The 17,882-nt window shown below is 65.3% G+C and carries 16 protein-coding genes; 6 read left to right on the forward strand and 10 right to left on the reverse strand.

Annotated elements, in window-relative coordinates; genetic code table 11:
* The first annotated feature begins 33 nt into the window (after positions 1-33).
* Positions 34-699 (forward strand): DUF47 domain-containing protein, encoded by a 666-nt coding sequence (locus ACU4IU_RS11890; protein WP_244195224.1) that lies wholly within the window; start codon positions 34-36, stop codon positions 697-699.
* Positions 700-702: 3 nt separating this feature from the next.
* Positions 703-1,716, forward strand: coding sequence for an inorganic phosphate transporter (locus ACU4IU_RS11895; protein WP_181270785.1), 1,014 nt, complete (start codon positions 703-705; stop codon positions 1,714-1,716).
* Positions 1,717-1,820: 104 nt separating this feature from the next.
* Here ACU4IU_RS11895 and ACU4IU_RS11900 read toward each other — a convergent pair whose 3' ends face one another.
* The gene (locus tag ACU4IU_RS11900) at positions 1,821-2,279 is read right to left on the reverse strand and encodes a DUF4383 domain-containing protein (protein ID WP_446656842.1); all 459 of its coding nucleotides are present in this window, start codon (positions 2,277-2,279) and stop codon (positions 1,821-1,823) included.
* A gap of 122 nt (positions 2,280-2,401) precedes the next feature.
* Here ACU4IU_RS11900 and ACU4IU_RS11905 point away from each other — a divergent pair, with 122 nt between their 5' ends.
* The 3 genes from ACU4IU_RS11905 (at position 2,402) to ACU4IU_RS11915 (ending at position 5,846) form a co-directional block, all read left to right on the forward strand.
* Entirely contained in the window at positions 2,402-3,958 is a 1,557-nt protein-coding gene (locus tag ACU4IU_RS11905; protein WP_446656843.1) for a sensor histidine kinase, read from the forward strand.
* The gene (locus ACU4IU_RS11910; RefSeq protein WP_139468083.1) at positions 3,955-4,593 is read left to right on the forward strand and encodes a response regulator transcription factor; all 639 of its coding nucleotides are present in this window, start codon (positions 3,955-3,957) and stop codon (positions 4,591-4,593) included. Before ACU4IU_RS11905 ends, ACU4IU_RS11910 begins: the two co-directional genes overlap by 4 nt.
* A 119-nt stretch (positions 4,594-4,712) precedes the next feature.
* A complete protein-coding gene (locus tag ACU4IU_RS11915; RefSeq protein WP_446656844.1) occupies positions 4,713-5,846 on the forward strand; it encodes a hypothetical protein in 1,134 nt (377 codons plus the stop codon).
* Between the two features lie 85 nt (positions 5,847-5,931).
* Here ACU4IU_RS11915 and ACU4IU_RS11920 read toward each other — a convergent pair whose 3' ends face one another.
* A complete protein-coding gene (locus ACU4IU_RS11920; protein ID WP_139468085.1) occupies positions 5,932-6,492 on the reverse strand; it encodes a dihydrofolate reductase family protein in 561 nt (186 codons plus the stop codon).
* A gap of 127 nt (positions 6,493-6,619) precedes the next feature.
* Between ACU4IU_RS11920 and ACU4IU_RS11925 the strand changes: the two genes are divergently transcribed.
* On the forward strand, positions 6,620-7,258 hold the full coding sequence (locus ACU4IU_RS11925; protein WP_139468086.1) for a winged helix-turn-helix transcriptional regulator: 639 nt from the start codon (positions 6,620-6,622) through the stop codon (positions 7,256-7,258).
* Positions 7,259-7,327: 69 nt separating this feature from the next.
* Here the strand turns inward: ACU4IU_RS11925 and ACU4IU_RS11930 are convergent, their stop codons facing one another.
* From ACU4IU_RS11930 to ACU4IU_RS11965, 8 genes are all read right to left on the reverse strand, one after another.
* Complete coding sequence (locus ACU4IU_RS11930) at positions 7,328-9,100, reverse strand: ABC1 kinase family protein (RefSeq protein ID WP_229663994.1); 1,773 nt, start codon at positions 9,098-9,100, stop codon at positions 7,328-7,330.
* A 168-nt stretch (positions 9,101-9,268) separates the two neighbouring features.
* The gene (locus tag ACU4IU_RS11935; RefSeq protein ID WP_139468088.1) at positions 9,269-9,826 is read right to left on the reverse strand and encodes a PadR family transcriptional regulator; all 558 of its coding nucleotides are present in this window, start codon (positions 9,824-9,826) and stop codon (positions 9,269-9,271) included.
* Between the two features lie 405 nt (positions 9,827-10,231).
* Positions 10,232-11,011, reverse strand: a complete 780-nt coding sequence (pstB, locus tag ACU4IU_RS11940; protein ID WP_101543804.1) for a phosphate ABC transporter ATP-binding protein PstB — start codon at positions 11,009-11,011, stop codon at positions 10,232-10,234.
* A gap of 55 nt (positions 11,012-11,066) precedes the next feature.
* Complete coding sequence (gene pstA / locus ACU4IU_RS11945) at positions 11,067-12,206, reverse strand: phosphate ABC transporter permease PstA (protein WP_139468090.1); 1,140 nt, start codon at positions 12,204-12,206, stop codon at positions 11,067-11,069.
* A 14-nt stretch (positions 12,207-12,220) separates the two neighbouring features.
* Positions 12,221-13,111, reverse strand: coding sequence for a phosphate ABC transporter permease subunit PstC (gene pstC / locus ACU4IU_RS11950; RefSeq protein WP_101544086.1), 891 nt, complete (start codon positions 13,109-13,111; stop codon positions 12,221-12,223).
* A gap of 244 nt (positions 13,112-13,355) precedes the next feature.
* Positions 13,356-14,459 carry a phosphate ABC transporter substrate-binding protein PstS gene (gene pstS, locus ACU4IU_RS11955; protein ID WP_139468277.1) on the reverse strand — a complete coding sequence of 368 codons (1,104 nt, stop codon included), beginning with the start codon at positions 14,457-14,459 and terminating at the stop codon, positions 13,356-13,358.
* A gap of 306 nt (positions 14,460-14,765) precedes the next feature.
* Positions 14,766-15,740, reverse strand: coding sequence for an NUDIX hydrolase (locus tag ACU4IU_RS11960; RefSeq protein ID WP_139468091.1), 975 nt, complete (start codon positions 15,738-15,740; stop codon positions 14,766-14,768).
* Positions 15,737-17,881, reverse strand: coding sequence for an RNA degradosome polyphosphate kinase (locus tag ACU4IU_RS11965; RefSeq protein ID WP_229663969.1), 2,145 nt, complete (start codon positions 17,879-17,881; stop codon positions 15,737-15,739). The genes ACU4IU_RS11960 and ACU4IU_RS11965 overlap by 4 nt, the downstream gene beginning before the upstream one ends.
* Between the last annotated feature and the right edge of the window lies 1 nt (position 17,882).

Genomic DNA, 17,882 nt, shown 5'->3' on the forward strand with positions numbered 1-17,882 from the left:
GGTTCAGCGTCCGGCACATATCATTGAGGCATCATGCATATTCGTCCGGCTTGTCCGGGCCCCGGGCAGGAGGAGCGCATGCGGCTCAAGCGGGTACCGCAGGACAAGGTGTTCTATGAGCGGCTGTCCGATCTCGTCTCACAGATGCGGCAGTGCAACCTGGTGCTCGCCGAACTCTCCGGAATCGAAATCAGCGAACGCCGCGACGTCGCCGACCGCCTCCGCGAGATCGGGGACAGGGCCGATGAGGACATGGGCGCGATGCTCCGCGCACTGCGCGAGAACTACATCACCCCGTTCGACCGCAACGACCTCTACCTGCTCAGCCACCACATGCGCGATATCTGCCACCGGCTGCACGGAGTCGGCTACGTACTCGCCTCCGGAGCCTTCGACCCGCTGCCCTCCGGCGTCCCCGAGACCCTGGCCGTGCTGTCGAATCAGACGGACCACACCTCGCGGATGATCACCCGACTGCCGGGCAAGCTCGACCAGTGGGACTACGTCGACGCGATCAACCGACTGACCTACCAAGTCGAGAGCCTGCAGTGGCGGATGTCGGACGCGGTGCCGAACTCCAAACGGGGACTGACGTATATGGCGGCCGTGTCCCAACTCGGGCAGGCCTTCGTCCGGGCCGCCCACGGGTTCACCGAACTCGGCAAGGTCGTCGCAGCCATCGCGATCAAGGAGTCGTAGTCCGTGGAGCTGCTCTTGGCGGCAGTCGTCATCGCCGCGGTGATCTTCGCCGGCTCGAACGGATTCCACGATGCCGCACTGACCGTCGGCAACGCGGTCGTCGGGCGAGCGATGCGACCCGGCTGGGCGCTCAGCCTGGCCGTCATCTTCAACTTCATCGGTGCGCTCCTCGGTGAGGGAATCGCCATCGTCGTGGCCAACCAGATCGTGCTCTTCTCCGGTTCGACAGACCTCATCCTGACCACCTTGCTGATCGCCTTCGTCGCAGCGACGACGTGGAGCCTGTTCACCTACTATCTCGCGCTGCCTGTGTCGTCGACCCACTGTCTCATCGGCGGTCTGCTCGGCGCGGGAATCGTGTTCGGCTTCTCCGTCAACACCGGTGAAGCGATGGACTCAGTGGTGTGGCCGCTGGTGCTCTCACCGATCCTCGGGTTCATTCTCGCGTGGGTGCTCACGCTCATCCTGTCGAAGTCGCTCGCCTCCACTCCGCCCAAGCCGCTTTTCCGGGGTGCGCGCATGGTCGACTCCGTGCTCACGGCGGCCCTGTCGCTTGTCCACGGGGTCCAGGACGCGCAGAAGATCGCGGCCCTCGTCATGGTCGCCATTCTCGCCGTCGACACGCAGCAGCACGATGTCCTCTCCGTGGTCGACATCTCTTGGCCGGTGCGCCTCCTCATCGCCGCGGCTCTGGCTCTGGGCACCGGATTGAGCGGGTGGCGAGTGGTCCAGACACTTTCCGTGCGCATGGTCCGCCTCGATCCCCTCAAATCCTCCATCGCCGATGGCGCGGCCACGATCCTCATGTACACCGCAGCTCTGATCATGCGGGTTCCGGTGTCGCTGACCTTCGTCCTCGGCTCATCGATCCTCGGCACCCAATACGCCGGGCGCAAGGGCCACGCCAGAGCCCGGTACTTCGTGCCGATGTTCGCCGTCTGGCTCCTGACGATCCCGGCCGCCGCGCTGTTGGCCGTGGTGCTCGGGTGGATCGTCAAGGCCTCCGTCGGGCTCTGACAGGCCACCCGGTTCCTGCTGTTCGCTGACGCCGGAGCCGAGCCCGGGAGCGCGAGGCGCCCGGGCTCGGCTCTGACGAAATCGCTGACATCGGTGCCGACCAATCAGTCCCGAGGCTTCCGCCCGAATACGAAGCCGGTGGTGATCATGGCCGCGGCGAGGACAAAGTGCAGCCAGTTGTCGGCGGTGTTGAGCCCGACGAAGTTGCCCATCGACTCCATCGGAATCACCATTCCGTAGATCCACAGCACCGCATAGATGATTCCGCCGACGACGAGGTAGTTCTTCGCCAGCGCACGTGAGCGGAGTCCGAGCATCCCGACGACTCCGAAGAGCAGGTGGACGATGTTGTGGAGCACCGTGACCTGGAAGAGGCCGAGCAGTGCAGCGTCGGTGTGGTGTCCGGCGAAGCTGATCGAGCCGAGATTCGCGGTGATGCCCGGGACGAAGCCGAGGATCCCCACGAGCAGGAACACTGCGCCGAAGAGCCCGGAGACCATCTGCACCTGCGAACGCGCACCGCGTGCAGCGGCGGGCGACTGTGACGACATCGAGATATTCATGACGATCCTTTCCCAAAGATAGCTGGTATCGGTGATTCGGAGCAGATGCCGATTCGGATGGCCGACGGGCGAAACTTTCCGGCCGCCGTCTCATGTCGGCCCGCCGCTGTAGTCTGGTGGCAATGGGAGCTTGGGCGGCGAAGCTGTGGCGCAGACTGCTGGTCCTTCTGATCGGCGGGGTCATCGCCGTGCCCTATATTGCGGTCATCATCTGGGCCGTCTCCGCGTGGAACGAGGTCAGCGACCGGTCTCTGGCGTTCAGCATGCTCGCCTTCAGCGCCGTCGTCTTCGTGCTGTTGTGCATACCCGCGTTCCTTGCCGTCATCCGCGCACTCGAACGGACCCTGGCCGAGCAGCTCCTCGAACTGTCCATCCCCATCCCGCCGAGGCGGCCGACCTGGTCCGATCGCCTCCGCGGTGCCCTGTTCTACTTCGGCCACGCCTTCGCCGGTGCCCTGCTCCTGATCACGGTCGTCGTGGTCCTTCCTTCCGTGCTCCTGATGGTTGCGGACCCACAGCAGGCCTCGGAACTGTCGAACGGACTCCTCGGCATTGCGGGCTCCCCAGCCGGGGCGACTGCTGGATCGCCGGCCGGAAATGCCGATCCGTCGGCCGGCACCGGTGCCGAGTCCGTCGTCGTCCTGTCCGCCGGGCTCGTGCAGATCCTCGCACCCGTGATCCTGCTTCTCCTCACGGCCACGATCATCGCCGAAGGCTACTTCCTGCCTCACTACGCACAGATCCTGCTCGGCCCCTCGGCCGCTGACCGGGCTGAGCTCGCCGGGGCCGAGCGAGTCCGTCGGTTCCGTCGCACCGTCCTCGCCCGCGAAGTCCACGACTCGATCGGTCATGCCCTGACCGTGACGATGATGCAGGCAGCTGTGGCCAAACGTGCCCTGCACCAGGATCAGATACTCGCCGAGGCGGCCGTCGACGAGATCGCTCGCACCAGCCGTGAGGCGGTGGCCGAGTTGGACCATGTCCTCGCCCTGCTGCGTGCGGAGGCCGACGGCGCAGTCAGCGATGAAAGCACCGCAGGCGACGCCGACGCCCTTGGCGTTGCTGATGCCATCGATGGTGCCGATGCCCTCGATGGCGCCGAGAGCGAAGCAGTGGAGGGCGGAGAGCTCGCGGGGGACGGTGACAGCGGAAGTGCGGGGCCGCCTCGGCGAACAATGCTCGATATCACCCGATTGGCCGAGGAAGCCCGTGCGATCGGGCACCCCACCCGACTGACGGTCAGCGGGGATGCCACCGGACTGCCGCCGACCGTGGTCCACGAACTCCACCGGATCGTGCGCGAGGCGGTGACGAACTCGCTGCGGCACGCAACGACGCCCGGCCTCGATGTGGCCGTCGACATCGGCGCCGACTGCGTACAAGTGGTCACGCGCAATGCCGGCGCGGCCACCGGCCCGGTGCTCGGCTCATCGGAGAAGGGACGGGCCGAGGGGAAGGCGGCGGCTGACGCGAAAGCGGCGGGCGATGCGAAGGGGATTGCCGGTGCGAAGGGGATTGCCGGTGCGAAGGGGGCGGCCGCCTCGGCGAGGCAGTCACGCGGACTCGTCGGCATCGGTGAGAGGGCTGCTCTGTTCGGTGGGAGCGCCGACTGGGGAATCGAGAACGGACAATGGATTCTGCAGGTGAGACTGCCGTATTCGGAGGGACAGATGCCATGACCATTTCGGTGATCCTCATCGATGACGAGCCTCTCGTGCGTGCGGGTCTGGCCGCGATCATCGACTCCGACCCGGGACTCGAGGTCGTCGGGGAGGGCGATGACGGGACGGAAGCACTCGATCTGGTGACTCGGCTGGATCCTGATGTCGTGGTGATGGATGTGCACATGCCCCACCTCGACGGATTGGAGGCAACGCGGCTGCTTATGAGCAGGCAGGAGCCGCCTCGGGTGCTCATCCTCACGACCTTCGACAGCGATGACTACGTCTTCGAAGCTCTGCGCGTGGGCGCTGACGGCTTCGTCCTCAAACGCGCTCAGCCGTCCGAACTCGTCCGGGCGGTGCATACCGTGGCCGGGGGAGATGCGCTGCTCTATCCGCAGAAGATCCGGGACATGGCAGCACGGTCTCACCGAGCTGTCGATGTGGTGAGTTCTGCTGGGCTGAGCAGGCGGGAACAGGAAGTCCTCACCCTCATGTCGAGAGGAATGAGCAACGCCGAGATCGCCGGGGAGATGTTCCTCGGGGCGGAGACGGTGAAGACCTATGTCAGTTCGCTGCTGTCGAAGCTCGGTGCCCGTGACAGGACACAAGCGGTGATCAAGGCTTTCGAATCGGGGTTCGTCGAGACCTGACCCCAAAGTGAGCAGGCGGGAGGGCCGTTCACCCGCCCAGTGTGCATTCACCCTCTCGGGAACCGGATTCACCCTTGTGGGGGAGCCCCCGGCGGGCCTTCGGGGACGAGCCTGGAGTCATGACACAGAAACAGCTCACTCACATAGTCAACCATCCGTCACCACAATCCGATCTCACCGTTCGCGCAGGACTGGCCGCCGCCTCGGCGTGGTCGCTCTTCCTTCTCGGCATGTCGGTCCTCTGGGGGTTGGGGATCGTCGCCTCACCCCTGGCCGGATCCGAGGAGTGGACGTTCACGTCGATGATCGCCGCACTCCCGGGACCGTTCGCGGGTCTCATCATCGGCTCCGTCTCCCTGCTCAGCTTTGTCGGCTCGGCGGCCCTGCTCACCGCGACCCGCCTGCGGCAGCGGCTTTTCGACAGAGGCGGGGCACGCGTTCTCGGGGTTGTCGTTCTGGCCTTCGCCGCCGTGGTCACGGTCATGCTCACCGACACCTTGCTGCTGGCCTACCTCGGCTATGCGCTCAGCCTGCAGTTCCCACCAATCCCGGCTCCGGTGATCTGGCAGGGAGTCATGCTGCTTGGTCCGCTGTTGTGGATCATCGTGTGGGCCGGTGCGGAGAAGACCAGTCGTCGGATTCACGAGGACAGTCATCGTCATTCGACCGAGACCGTTCATGTTGAGGATTCCGCCGCCGGTCACAGGCGTGCAGACGTTGACGGTACCGGACGCGTGGGGAGATCGACGTCGGTCACCGCAAGCGCGAAGATCGCCGTCGTCGTGGCGGTCATCGTGCCGGGCTTCTATGCCCTGACGCGGGTCCTCTGGGCCGTGGGAATTCCCTTCGGCCTGAGTGAAGGTCTCTACGACGAAGGCCAGCGTGTCGGACTCTGGCATTCGGGACTCGCGCTCGCCTTGGCCGCCATCGGTGGAATCCTGCTCACCCTCGGTCTCATCCAGAGATGGGGAGAGCGGCTGCCAACATGGCTTGGTCCTCTGGGCGGAAAGCGAGTGCCGATCACTCTGGCGACGATTCCCGCGACGATCGTGTCGCTGGCGATCTTCACCGGCGGAGTCGGCCTGGTGCGCACAATCTTCTCGGGGACCCCCGAAATCTTCGCCGACAGCTGGTGGGTGACGATCGGGCCGACGCTGCTCTTCCCGCTCTGGGCCGTGGCGCTCGGCTGGGCGACCTTCGCCTACCGGGAACGTCGGCTGGCTGCCGAGGCGGGTGCGTCCGGCGATGTCTGAGCTGTCTTTTCGAATCTTCGATGTCTCCTGCGGGCGGATCCACCTCGAATAAGCGGACGATCTCGAGGTGGATCCACCCGCTGGATCAGCCGGGGAACGGCCCGTAGGTGGCCAGCAGGTTGCCCTTGCTGGTCCGCTGCACGTCCTTGAGCTCCAAGCGAGTCGTCGTTCCACCCTCGAAGAGGGACCGTCCGCTGCCGGCGACGACCGGGTGGATGGCCACCGTCAGCTCGTCGACGAGGTTCGCTTCGACGAGCTGACGGACGATCGACATCGATCCCTCGACAGCGATCTTGCCGCCGTCGCCGGCTTTGAGCTCGCGGACGAAGTCGACGAGCTCGCCCTGGATGAGAGTCGAGTTCTCCCAGCTGAGATCGGCCTGCGACAGCGTTGTCGAGGCGATGTGCTTGGGAGTCGAGTTGATGAAGTCGGCGAACGGTGCGTCCTCGCCTTTTGTGTGGTTCGGCCAGTAGCCCTCCCACTCCTGATAGGTGACACGGCCGAGGAGGCAGTCGTCGACGCCGCCGATGGCCGTGGTCATCCACTCGCCCATCTCCTGGTCGAAGGAATCGAATTGGAAGTTGAACGGATCGGATGCGATCCCGTCGAGTGACTGGAACAGTGCGGCGATGACAGTGCGGGACATGGTGATCTCCTCATCGAGTTGTCGTGCGGGCCGTTGCGTTTCCTGAGGGCTGTGGTTCCGCAGCCCAGAAAGTTCAGAAAGTGAACTATGGTTTCAATAGTGAACTGATATTGCTATGCTGTCAACCATGAAGTCGTACGGACAATTCTGCGGTCTGGCTCGGGCAGCCGAGGTGCTGGGGGAACGGTGGTCGCTCATCATCCTCCGCGACCTCCTCGTCGGTCCGAAGCGCTTCAACGAGCTTCGACAGGGAAATCCCGGCATCCCCTCGAACCTGCTGACCACGCGGTTGCGCGAACTTGAGGCCGCCGAGATCATCGAGCGCGGCATCGACGGACGCAACGTCGTCTACCGCCTCAGCGACTACGGTTCGGATCTTAGTCCGGTGCTCATTGAGCTCGGCCGCTGGGGTGCACGGCGGATGGCTGAGCCCCGCGAGGGCGAGGTTCCGACGGACTCCTCTCTGGCCGCGGCTTTGCTGACCGCGCGCACCGACGCCCGAGTCCGACCCTTCACAGTCGAAATCACTGCCGGCCCCGCGACGGCTCATGCGACCGTGAGCGAGCGCGGTGTGGAGGCTGCGGAAGGGGCCCAGGCAGAAGCTGACCTGAGGATCGAAGGTCCCGGGCTGCGCGACCTGCTTGCCGATGGCGCAGCCGAAGCCGCACGAGAGGAAGGGGCGATCACGGTCGACGGCGACGAATCCCTGCTGGTCGATTTCGCCTCGGCCTTCCGTGCTCCCCGCGACGAACCAGCGGCCGGCTAGGAGGCAACGCCGCGTCGTCCTCGAACAGCTTGTCGCCGCTCCCTCGTCTGCGACGGTTCCGCCGACTCCTCACCTACGACGGTTCCGCCGGTCTGCCCGTCGGTGTCGCAGCAGAGTGACCAGGGCGTGGAGAAGCGCGGGTGCCGAGGCGATGAGCAGCAGGACGCCGCCCACTGTCATCACCGGCAGCAGGATCGACCCGCCGATGACGAAGCCGGTGAATAGAACGGCCGAGATCACGCCGCGCGCCAGCTGTTCGAGCCCTTCCACCCGACGATCGAGCTTCGGCGTCGACACCGTGAGCTCGCCGTCTTCGACCTTCGTGACCAGTGCGTCGAGGCGTCCGGGCAGGCTCAGGGTCAGACGCACGAGGTTGAGCGCCTCCTTCGTCGCCGAGCCGGCGACTCCTCCCGGTGAGTCGCTGATGAGGCCGCGTGCATAGGGTTCGACGACCTCCCAGATGTTGAACCGGGGATCGAGTGAGCTGCACAGACCCGAGACCATGGCGAGCGCACGGATGATGAGGAAGAGGTTCTCCGGCAATTGGACCGGAAGGTCGCGGACCACCGATTCGAAGTCCCTGGAGAAGGCCCGCAGCTCCTTCTCGTCGACCTCGCGCAGCTGAGCGAATCCCATCCCGCCGAACCGGGAGAAGAGCTCGGTCAGTGCGCGTTCGAGCTCCGCGGTGTCCGCGCCGTCGAGCAGCACCCCGATGAGTTCGACGCTCGTGACCAGGCGGTGGGAATCCCTGGTGGCCACGGCGATGATGAGTTCACGCAGCCCCGAGCGCAGATCCTCAGGAACGTGGCCCATCATTCCGAAGTCGACGAAGGTCAGGTGCCAGCCGACCCCCGCCGAGGCGGGATGCCCGGTCGAGGTGTGCGTTTCCCCTGTCGGCGGTGAGCCACCCATGTGCTCGGACGCCGGAGAGACACCCGAGCGTTCGACCGCTCCAGTTCGGTCGGGAGTGACGAAGATGTTGCCGGGATGGGGATCGGCGTGGAAGAAGCCGCCGCGGAAGAGCTGATCGAACATCGTGTGCGCGAACGCCGAAGCCACCTCGCGTGGATCGATCCCTGCCCGGCGCAGCGCCGCGACATCGTTGATCTTGATCGCCGAGACATCCTCCATGGTGAGAACCTGGGTCGTGGTCTGCCCCCAGACGATTCGCGGGGCCTGCGTCGGACCGGGCGAACCCGATGCCGAACGCTCGGCATCGTCCGCGAAGCGTGCGGCTTCGGTGGTGAACTGTTCCGCATTCGCCGCCTCGTGGAGGTAGTCGATCTCCTCGAGGCTGACATGGGCGAACTCCTCGACCAGCCCCGGCATATCGACCCGGCTGGCGATGAACCCGACGCGGGAGAGCCACCCTGCGATCCGGCGCAGTGTTCGCAGATCCACCTCGACGACGTCGGCGATGCCGGGGCGCTGGACCTTGACGACCACCTCGGTGAATCCGAGCTCGGCGGCCACATCCGGAGTCAGGGTGGCCGAATGAGCCTGGCCCAGTGATGCCGCGGCCAGCGGTCGGGGGTCGAAAGTGGCGAAGGCGGTGGTGAGTCGCATACCCAGCTGCGCCTCGGCGAGGGGCCTGATCCCGTCGAAGGGAACCGGCGATACTTCGTCCTGCAGGTCTGCCAGCTCTGCGGCGACCTCGGGCGGGAGGACATCCATGCGGGAGGAGAGGAACTGGCCCACCTTGATCATCAGCCCGCCGAGATCGATCGCCAGCGCCCTGAACTTCCTGGCGGTCGACTGCCAGCGCTCCACTCGTCGTCGGGCGGCCAGGCGACCCAGACCGATGCGAGGCAGGACGAGCTCGAACCACCAGGCCATGGCCATCTGGGCCGCGGCAAAGCGCAGGATCCGGGACGACCGGGACCGCAGCGCTCGCTTCCGGTCGGGAAGACCCTGGCCAGGGCCGACAGTGTCTGCTCCGCTGTGCTCACCGGCTTCTCGGCCGAGCTCATCCGGACTCACGTTTCTCTGTTCGGCTCCCGTCGACATCGCTCAGTCCCGAGCGAGGATCGAATACAGCCTGCGTTTGGTCTCTTCCAGCTCGGTGACCGCCTCTGCGACCTGCTCCTTGCTGCCCGAACGTCCGACCTGAGCGGCGGCCTGTGCCAACTCGACCCCGGCCTTGGCCAGTGTGGCCGCGCGCGGAGTCTCTCTCCTGCCGACCGATTCCCACGGGGCGGCGGAATCGGAGTCGGCCTCGACGTGCTCGCGTCCCGCCTCGGTGAGGGAATAGGTCTTGCGTCCGCTCGACGGCTCCGCATTAATGAGACCCTCGTCCGTGAGCAGCTGCAGCGTCGGATAGACCGACCCGGGGCTGGGCTTCCAGCTGCCGCCGCTGCGTTCCTCGATCTCCTGGATGATCTGGTATCCGTGCATCGGGGCCTCTGCCAGCAGCGAGAGGATTCCGGCACGGACGTCACCGCGGTTCATGCGGGCAGGCTGTTTGGGGGCGAAGGATGAGCGCAGCTGCTCGAACGCCTCCCAGATGCTAGCGCTGCCCCGGTCGCCGCCTCGGTGATGGGAGCTTCCGTGGGTGAATGGCTCGTTCATGATGACCTCCCTGGTCTGATGACACCGCAGTACCCCGCTGATTGCACGAAGTTCACTGCCCTGACGATATGTAACGATATATCGCCGATGTGTTGTCGGGAAGACCATGAGGTCGTCTGCGGAGGCAACTCACTGCGCGCGTTCAGGGTGACGTGACGACCGACCTGCCAGCGCCCTGCGCGATCCCCGAGGCGACTCTGCGCGAGTGCCCTACCGCCCGAAGTCGCGTCCGGCGGACCTGCCAACGCAAAGTGGTCGTTCTGGTCACGTTCCGCTGAGCAGAGCGTGACCAGAACGACCACTGAGTGACGCGCATTGCCGGGACGACGCGGTTCGGCACTCGTCGCGGCGCGGGGAGTGCAGAACCCGCCCGCAATCCCTCAGGCCATGTGCCGAGCCTTCAGATCATCCGAAGCGACCGGAGATGTAGTTCTCGGTCTCTTCCTTGTCCGGGTTCGAGAAGATCGTCGAGGTCTCGTTGAACTCGATGAGCTTTCCGGGCTTGCCGGTGCCGGCGATGTTGAAGAACGCGGTCTTGTCGGACACACGAGCGGCCTGCTGCATGTTGTGCGTGACGATGACGACCGTGTACTTGTCCTTGAGGTCGTTGATGAGGTCCTCGATCGCCAGGGTCGAAATCGGGTCGAGAGCCGAGCACGGCTCGTCCATGAGCAGGACCTCGGGTTCGACGGCGATTGCGCGGGCGATGCACAGACGCTGCTGCTGACCGCCGGAGAGACCCGAACCGGGCAGGTTGAGGCGGTCCTTGACCTCGTTCCAGAGGTTCGCGCCGCGCAGGGCACGTTCGGTGAGATCGTCGGCCTCGGTCTTCGAGAGGCGCTTGTTGTTCAGACGCACACCGGCGAGCACGTTCTCCTTGATGCTCATCGTCGGGAACGGGTTCGCCCGCTGGAAGACCATGCCCACCTCGCGGCGGACGTTGACCGGGTCGACGCCGGCACCGTAGATGTCATTGCCGTCCATGAGGACCTCACCGGAGACGCTTGCGCCGGGGATGACTTCGTGCATGCGGTTCAGTGTGCGCAGCACCGTGGACTTGCCGCAGCCCGAGGGGCCGATGAAGGCGGTGACGGAGCGCGGCTTGATCTGCATCTGCACTCCGTCGACGGCGCGGAAGTCGCCGTAGAAGATGTCGAGATCCTTGATGTCGATCTGCTTGGACATTGTGTTTCCTATCCGTGGAAATGGGTGAGTCTGGAGGTCTGTGGGCAGTCGCCGGTCAGCGTCCGGCCTTCGGTGCGAGCACCTTCGCGATGATGCGGGCGAGCAGGTTGAGCACCATGACGAGGGCGACGAGCACAAGGGCTGCAGCCCAGGCGCGTTCCGAGCTGGCCAGGGCGGCGGCTCCCGGCGAGACCGGGCGCAGCTGCGAGTCGTAGATGAACGTCGGCAGCGTCGACATCCAACCGGAGAAGAGGTTCCAGTTGAGTGTTTTGGCGAATCCGGCGGTGACCATGATGGGGGCGGTCTCACCGATGACGCGGGCGATGGCGATGGTGACACCGGAGAGGATTCCCGACACCGAGGTGGGCAGAACGATCTTCACGATCGTCTTCCACTTCGGCACGCCGAGTGCGTAGGAGGCCTCGCGCAGGTCCATCGGCACCAAGCGGAGGATCTCCTCCGTATTGCGCACGACGATCGGGATCATCAGCACCGACAGCGCCACGGCCGCGGTGAAGCCGGTCTTCGCGATTCCGGCCGCGCCGGGCAGGAGCACGTTGGCAATCGTGGAGAACAGTGCGAAGGCGAAGAGACCGGCGACGATCGAGGGAATACCGGTCATCACGTCGACGAGGAAGGTGATCGCCTTGCCCAGGCGGTTCTTGTTCGAGTATTCGACGAGGTAGATGGCGGTGAGGACGCCGATCGGAATCGAGATCACGCAGGCGGCGAGTGTGATGAGCACGGTGCCGACGATGGCGTGGTAGAAGCCGCCGGCCAGAGTAGCCTCACCGGCGACGTACTGCTGATCGAGGACGCCCTTCATGCCGAGCATGGTGCGGGTGAGCAGGTCACCGCTGATGGCGGCCCCGCCCTTGGACACGGTCAGCCACAGCAGCGAGATGAGGGGAACGCATGCGAGGACGAACGTCGAGGTGACGATGGTGGTCGCGATCCGGTCGACGGCCTTGCGGCGGCCTTCGTAGGACGCGGAGACCGCGAACACGGCGATCGCGTTGATGAGGCCGGCGAGGACGGCCACGACGGGGATGTTGAAGCCGCCGAAGGCGATGAAGCTGATGACGATCGCCACGAGGATCGAGGCGACGGCGACGATCCACGGGGTGGCCTTCGGGAGCTGTTTGGAGGTGAGCTTCGCCGGTTTCGACACGGCCGCCTCGGTGGTGGTGTTCATGGTGGTCATTGGTCTCAACTTCCCTTCACCGAGGTGCGGGCGACGATGGCGCGGGCTCCCATGTTCACCAGCAGGGTGATGACGAAGAGCACGAGGCCGACGGTGATGAGCTCGGACAGGCGCAGTCCCGCGGCCTCGGGGAAGTTCTGCGCGATCTCGGAGGCGATGGTCTGGTTGCCGCTGACGACGAGCGAGGCGGTGAGGACGCCGGGCGAGAGGATCATGGCCACGGCCATGGTCTCACCGAGGGCGCGGCCGAGGCCGAGCATCGTGGCCGAGACGATTCCCGACTTGCCGAACGGCAGCACGGCCATGCGGATCATCTCCCAGCGGGTGGCGCCGAGCGCCAGCGCCGCCTCTTCCTGCAGGCGCGGGGTCTGGAGGAAGATCTCGCGGGTCAGCGAGGTGATGATCGGCAGGATCATGATCGAAAGCACGAGCGAGGCGGTCAGCAGTGTGCGGCCCGTCTGCGACACGGAGCCGTCGGCGGCCGGAGCGAAGATCGGAATCCAGCCGAACCACTTCGACAGCCACAGGTAGAAGCCGGTGAGGTTGCCGGCCAGAGCGATGCCCCACAGGCCGTAGACGACCGAGGGGATGGCGGCGAGCAGGTCGATGACGTAGCCGAGCACCGGAGCGAGCTTGCGCGGGGCCATGTGGGTGGTGAACAGCGCGATGCCCAGCGAGAAGGGAGTCGCGACGATCAGTGCGATGGCCGCGGAGATGAGCGTGCCGATGACCAGCGGCCAGACATAGGAGAAGAAGCCCTTGCCGCCGGTGATCTGGGAGGGGTCGCTGATCTGCGCGGTGATGGTGTCCTTCGACTGTGCGAGAAGGAACAGGGCGACTCCGGCGAGGATCACCAGGATCAGGATGCCGGCGATGAGCGTGGCGGCCGAGAAGATGCGGTCGCCGGGTCGGACGACGGCCTTCTGCTGCCGAGCTGCCGGACTCTGCGGCGGCTTCTGCCCGGATTCGGGCGTGGAGCCGGGTCCTGTGGGGCCTGACTCAGTGGTCTGTGTGCTGATCGGCACAAGTACTCCTCATGTGACTTGTGGTGAAACCGGGGTGGTTCCACAGGCGCGGAAAAGCGGCGCAGGGCTTCTGCGCCGCTCCCGACTGGCTATATCTCCAGGTCAGAGACTGAAATCAGCCTTCGACCTTGATCGAGTCGATGACTTCTTCGATCTGCTTGCGCAGGTCGTCCGACAGCGGTGCGGACCCGGCGGAATCGGCAGCGGACTTCTGTCCCTCTTCCGAGACCACGAACTTCTCCCATGCCTTGACCATGTCCACGGTCTCCTGGTCCTTGTAGGACGAGCAGACGAGGTGGTAGGAGACGAGCACGATCGGGTAGGCGCCGGACTCGGTGGTGTCGCGGGCCAGGTCGAAGGCGAGGTCGCCTTCGCTGCGGCCTTCGACCTTCTCGGATGCGTCGACGACCTTGGTCGCGGCTTCCGGGGAGAGCTCGACGAACTCGTCGCCGACCTTGACCTTGGCGGTGGAGAGCTCACCGACGGCCGAGGCATCCGCGTAGCCGATGGCTCCGTCGGTGTCGGAGACGGTCTGGATGACACCGTCGGTGCCCTGAGCGGCCTCGCCGCCGTACTCCTTCGGGAAGTTGCCGTCGACCTCGGCGTCCCAGTCCTTCTCGGCGGTGGCCTTGAGGTACTCGGCGAAGTTCTCGGTGGTGCCCGAGTCATCGGCGCGGTGAACGGCGGTGATCTTGAGGTCCGGAAGCTCGGCATCCGGGTTGTCGGCCTTGATGGCCTTGTCGTTCCAGTTGGTGATGTCGCCCTTGAAGATCTTCGCGATCGTTTCGGGGGAGAGGTTGAGCTCGTCGACGCCCTTGACGTTGAAGGTCACGGCGATGGGGGAGATGTAGACGGGGAACTCGTAGGCTCCGTCGGCGCCGCAGGCTTCCTTTCCGGCCTTGACCTCGTCATCGTCGAGGTGGGCGTCGGATCCGGCGAACTGCGCGTTGCCGGCGAGGAACTGTTCACGGCCGGCACCCGATCCGTCGGGGGAGTAGTTGACGGTCACGCCGGAGTTCTGCGAGGTGAAGTCCGCTGTCCAGGCATCCATCGCGGCCTTCTGCGAGGAGGCGCCGATGCCGGTCAGGGTGCCCTGCAGGTCACTGCTGCCGCCGGATGCCTCTTCGCCGGTGGCGGACTGTCCGCCACCGCAAGCCGAGAGGGTGATGGCGCCGACCGCGAGGATCGCAGCGGAGGGGGCGAGATGCTTCATCTTCACGAAGATGCCTTTCATGTTTGTGGACACAGCTCGAGAGTTCTCGATTGCTCGTCATCCACGCTAAGGATCACGCGTGAAGTGCAAGGAGTTGAAACGTGAATGGAAGGTGAATGAGGGGCGAAGGGTTGGAACCGCTGTGAGTGCTCGATCACAGACTTCGTCGGTTTCATGAAAGGATCATTGTCGGGACCGGCATTCGCTCGCCGAGGCGGCCCGTTCCGTACGTGTGTAAGTTCGCCGAGGCGGGCCGCCCAGTACGCATGCTCGACCTTGAGAATCGGCTCGCTGGCGGGTCGTGCGCCTCGGTCAGCTGTCGATGGGGCGGACGCGTTCGATCTCGACGATGCGCGGCACCGGACCGGGGCGCACATAGGCGATGAGGACCTCACCGGGCTTGAGGTACGGATCGTCCTTCGGCAGCTTCGCCTCTACCCGTTTCGGGGCATGAGCCGCGTAGACGGAGAAGATCGTCGGCAGCACCGGCCGGTGCGTGCAGTAGATGACTGGTTTGCCCTTCGCCAGCAGCTTCTCGATATAGCGGGCGGTCTTGTCCGGGTTCGCAGCGGTGGCCTTCTCGCTGAGCGTCGACACCTTCTTGATCGACTTGCCCGTCGCCGCCGACAGCGGAGTCAGCGTCGCCATGCAGCGCTTCCACGGACTCGAGACGAGCTTGCGCACGCCCCAGGCTCCCAGCAGCCCGGTCAATGCCATGGCCTGTCGGGTGCCGAGCTTGAGCAGAGGCCGCACATGCTCTGTCTCGTACCACTTCGCACGTGGGAACGCCTTCCCGTGGCGGACGAGGATGAGCGGCCACGCCCGCAGTGCGTCCGTCTCAGCGAACTTCTCCAGCGCGTCGAGCTGTTCCCGGTCCGCGAAGGACGTCAGCTTCGACCGGGCCTTGTCGACAGGGAACCAGCCGGCGGTGTCGACCTCTCGCTTGTTCACCGGGGCGAAGTCCGCTTCGTCCTTGACCTCGGCCGACCAGTAGAACACCTTCTTCAGCGTGTTCTTGCCGACCGTGTACTCGGCCGACGGCAAGGGGATGCCGAGGTGGATGTCGAACCCCGTCTCCTCCTTGACCTCGCGGATCGCAGCCTCCGGCAGGGTCTCACCCGGATCGACCTTGCCCTTGGGCCACGACCAGTCGTTGTACTTCGGGCGGTGGATGAGCACCACCTCGAGGCCTTTCGAACCGTATCTCCAGCAGACGGCCCCGGCGGCAAGGACATCGGCGGTGACGCGCGATGACGCCTGTGCCGAGGCGACCTCGGACCGGCTCACGCCTCATCCCCGATTCGCCGACGCTTCCGGTGCCGACGGATGAGCTCCGTCTGATAGTCGGCGAGGATGCTGCCCTCGTCGTCGTGAGTCCGCCGGGTCCATCTGCCGTCACCGGACAGATCGAATGCCGAGGTGGTCGGGGCGAAGACGAGATCGAAGAGTTCGATGATCTCCGCCCGGTGACCGTCATCGACGATCTGCACGAGCGCTTCGACCCGACGGTCGAGGTTGCGGTGCATCATATCTGCCGAACCGATGTAGACGATCGGGTCGCCGTTGTTGCCGAAGACGAAGGCGCGGGAGTGTTCGAGGAAGCGTCCGAGCACGGAACGCACGGTGATGTTCTCGCTCAGACCTTCGATGCCCGGGCGCAGAGCGCAGATTCCGCGGACGAAGACTTCGACGGCGACCCCGGCCTGGGATGCCCGGTAGAGGGCGTCGATGATGGCTTCGTCGACGATCGAGTTGACCTTGATCCGCACCTGCCCCGCTCCGCCGGACTGTGCGATCGCGATCTCGGAGTCGATGAGGTCGATGAGTCCGGTGCGCACATTGCTGGGGGCGACGAGGAACCGTGAATATTCGGACTTCGGCGCATAGCCGGAGAGCTGGTTGAACAGCTTCGTCAGATCATCGGCGACGGCCCGATCACGTGTCAGCAGCCCGAAGTCCTCATAGCCGCGGGCGGTCTTCGGGTGGTAGTTGCCGGTGCCGACGTGACAGTACCGGGCCAGCCCGTCAGCCTCCTGACGGACGACGAGCGAGAGCTTCGCATGGGTCTTGAGCCCGACGATTCCGTAGACGACATGGACGCCGGCGCGCTCGAGCTTGCGGGCCCAGGTGATGTTGGCCTCCTCGTCGAACCGGGCCTTGATCTCGACGACGGCGAGCACCTGGATGCCGGCCTGTGCGGCATCGACGAGGGCGTCGATGATCGGCGAATCCCCGGAGGTGCGGTAGAGCGTCTGCTTGATCGCCAGCACGTTCTTGTCCGACGCCGCCTGTTCGAGGAAAGCCTGCACGCTCGTGGAGAACGAATCGTAGGGGTGGTGCAGGAGGATGTCCCGGCTGGCCACCGCGTCGAAGACGTCGACCTGGTCGCTGGATTCCCGCAGCGACAGGTCCTTGTTCATCTGTGGAACCATCTTCGGATAGTGCAGGTCATCGCGTGGCACATCGGCGATATCGGACATGCCGGACAGGTCCAGCGGGCTCGGCAGGTGGTAGATCTCCGAGTCGTGGATGCCCAGTTCGTCCTTGAGCATCTCGAGGACGCGGGGGTGGATGTTCTCTGTGATCTCCATCCGCACGGCCGGACCGAAACGCCTGCGCAGCAGCTCCTTCTCCAGAGCCTTGAGGAGGTTCTCCGCATCGTCCTCTTCGACCTCGAGGTCCTCATTGCGGGTCACGCGGAAGGTCGAATGGTGGACGATCTCCATGCCGTCGAACAGGGTCCCGAGGTGTTCGGCGATGATGTCCTCGAGGGCGACGAAGCGGGCCGGGACGTCGCGCCCGGCGGGGCGGTCGGTCGCCTCGGCGACATTGAAGAACCGCGGCAGGCGCGGGGGAACCTTGACGCGGGCGAAGAACTCCTTGCCCGTCTCCGGCGACCGCAGGAGCACGCCGAGGTTGAGCGAGAGACCCGAGATATACGGGAACGGGTGGGCCGGATCGACGGCCAGCGGGGTGAGGACGGGGTAGACGTGGCCGAAGAAGAATTCGTCGACACGGTGCCGCTCATCCTCGGTGAGGTCCTCGACCTGGACCTTCGTGATTGATTCCGCGTCGAGGCGGGGACCGATATCGTCCTTGAGCAGGGCGGCATGCCGGCTCATCAGCTCGAATGCGCGCACCCCGATATCGTGCATGACCTGCGCGGGCATGCGGCCGGTGACGCTGGGCACGGCGAGACCGGTGTTGATGCGGCGTTTGAGACCGGCGACGCGGACCATGAAGAACTCGTCGAGGTTGGTCGCGAAGATCGAGAGGAATCGGACGCGTTCGAGCAGCGGGATCTCCGGATCCGAGGCGAGATCGAGGACGCGTTCGTTGAAGGCCAGCCAGCTGAGTTCACGATCGAGGAAGCGATCAGCCGGGTCGGGCAGTCCCAGCTCCTTACCCGAAGCCGCGATGTCGTACAAC

Source organism: Brevibacterium sp. CSND-B09 (genome assembly GCF_052906525.1).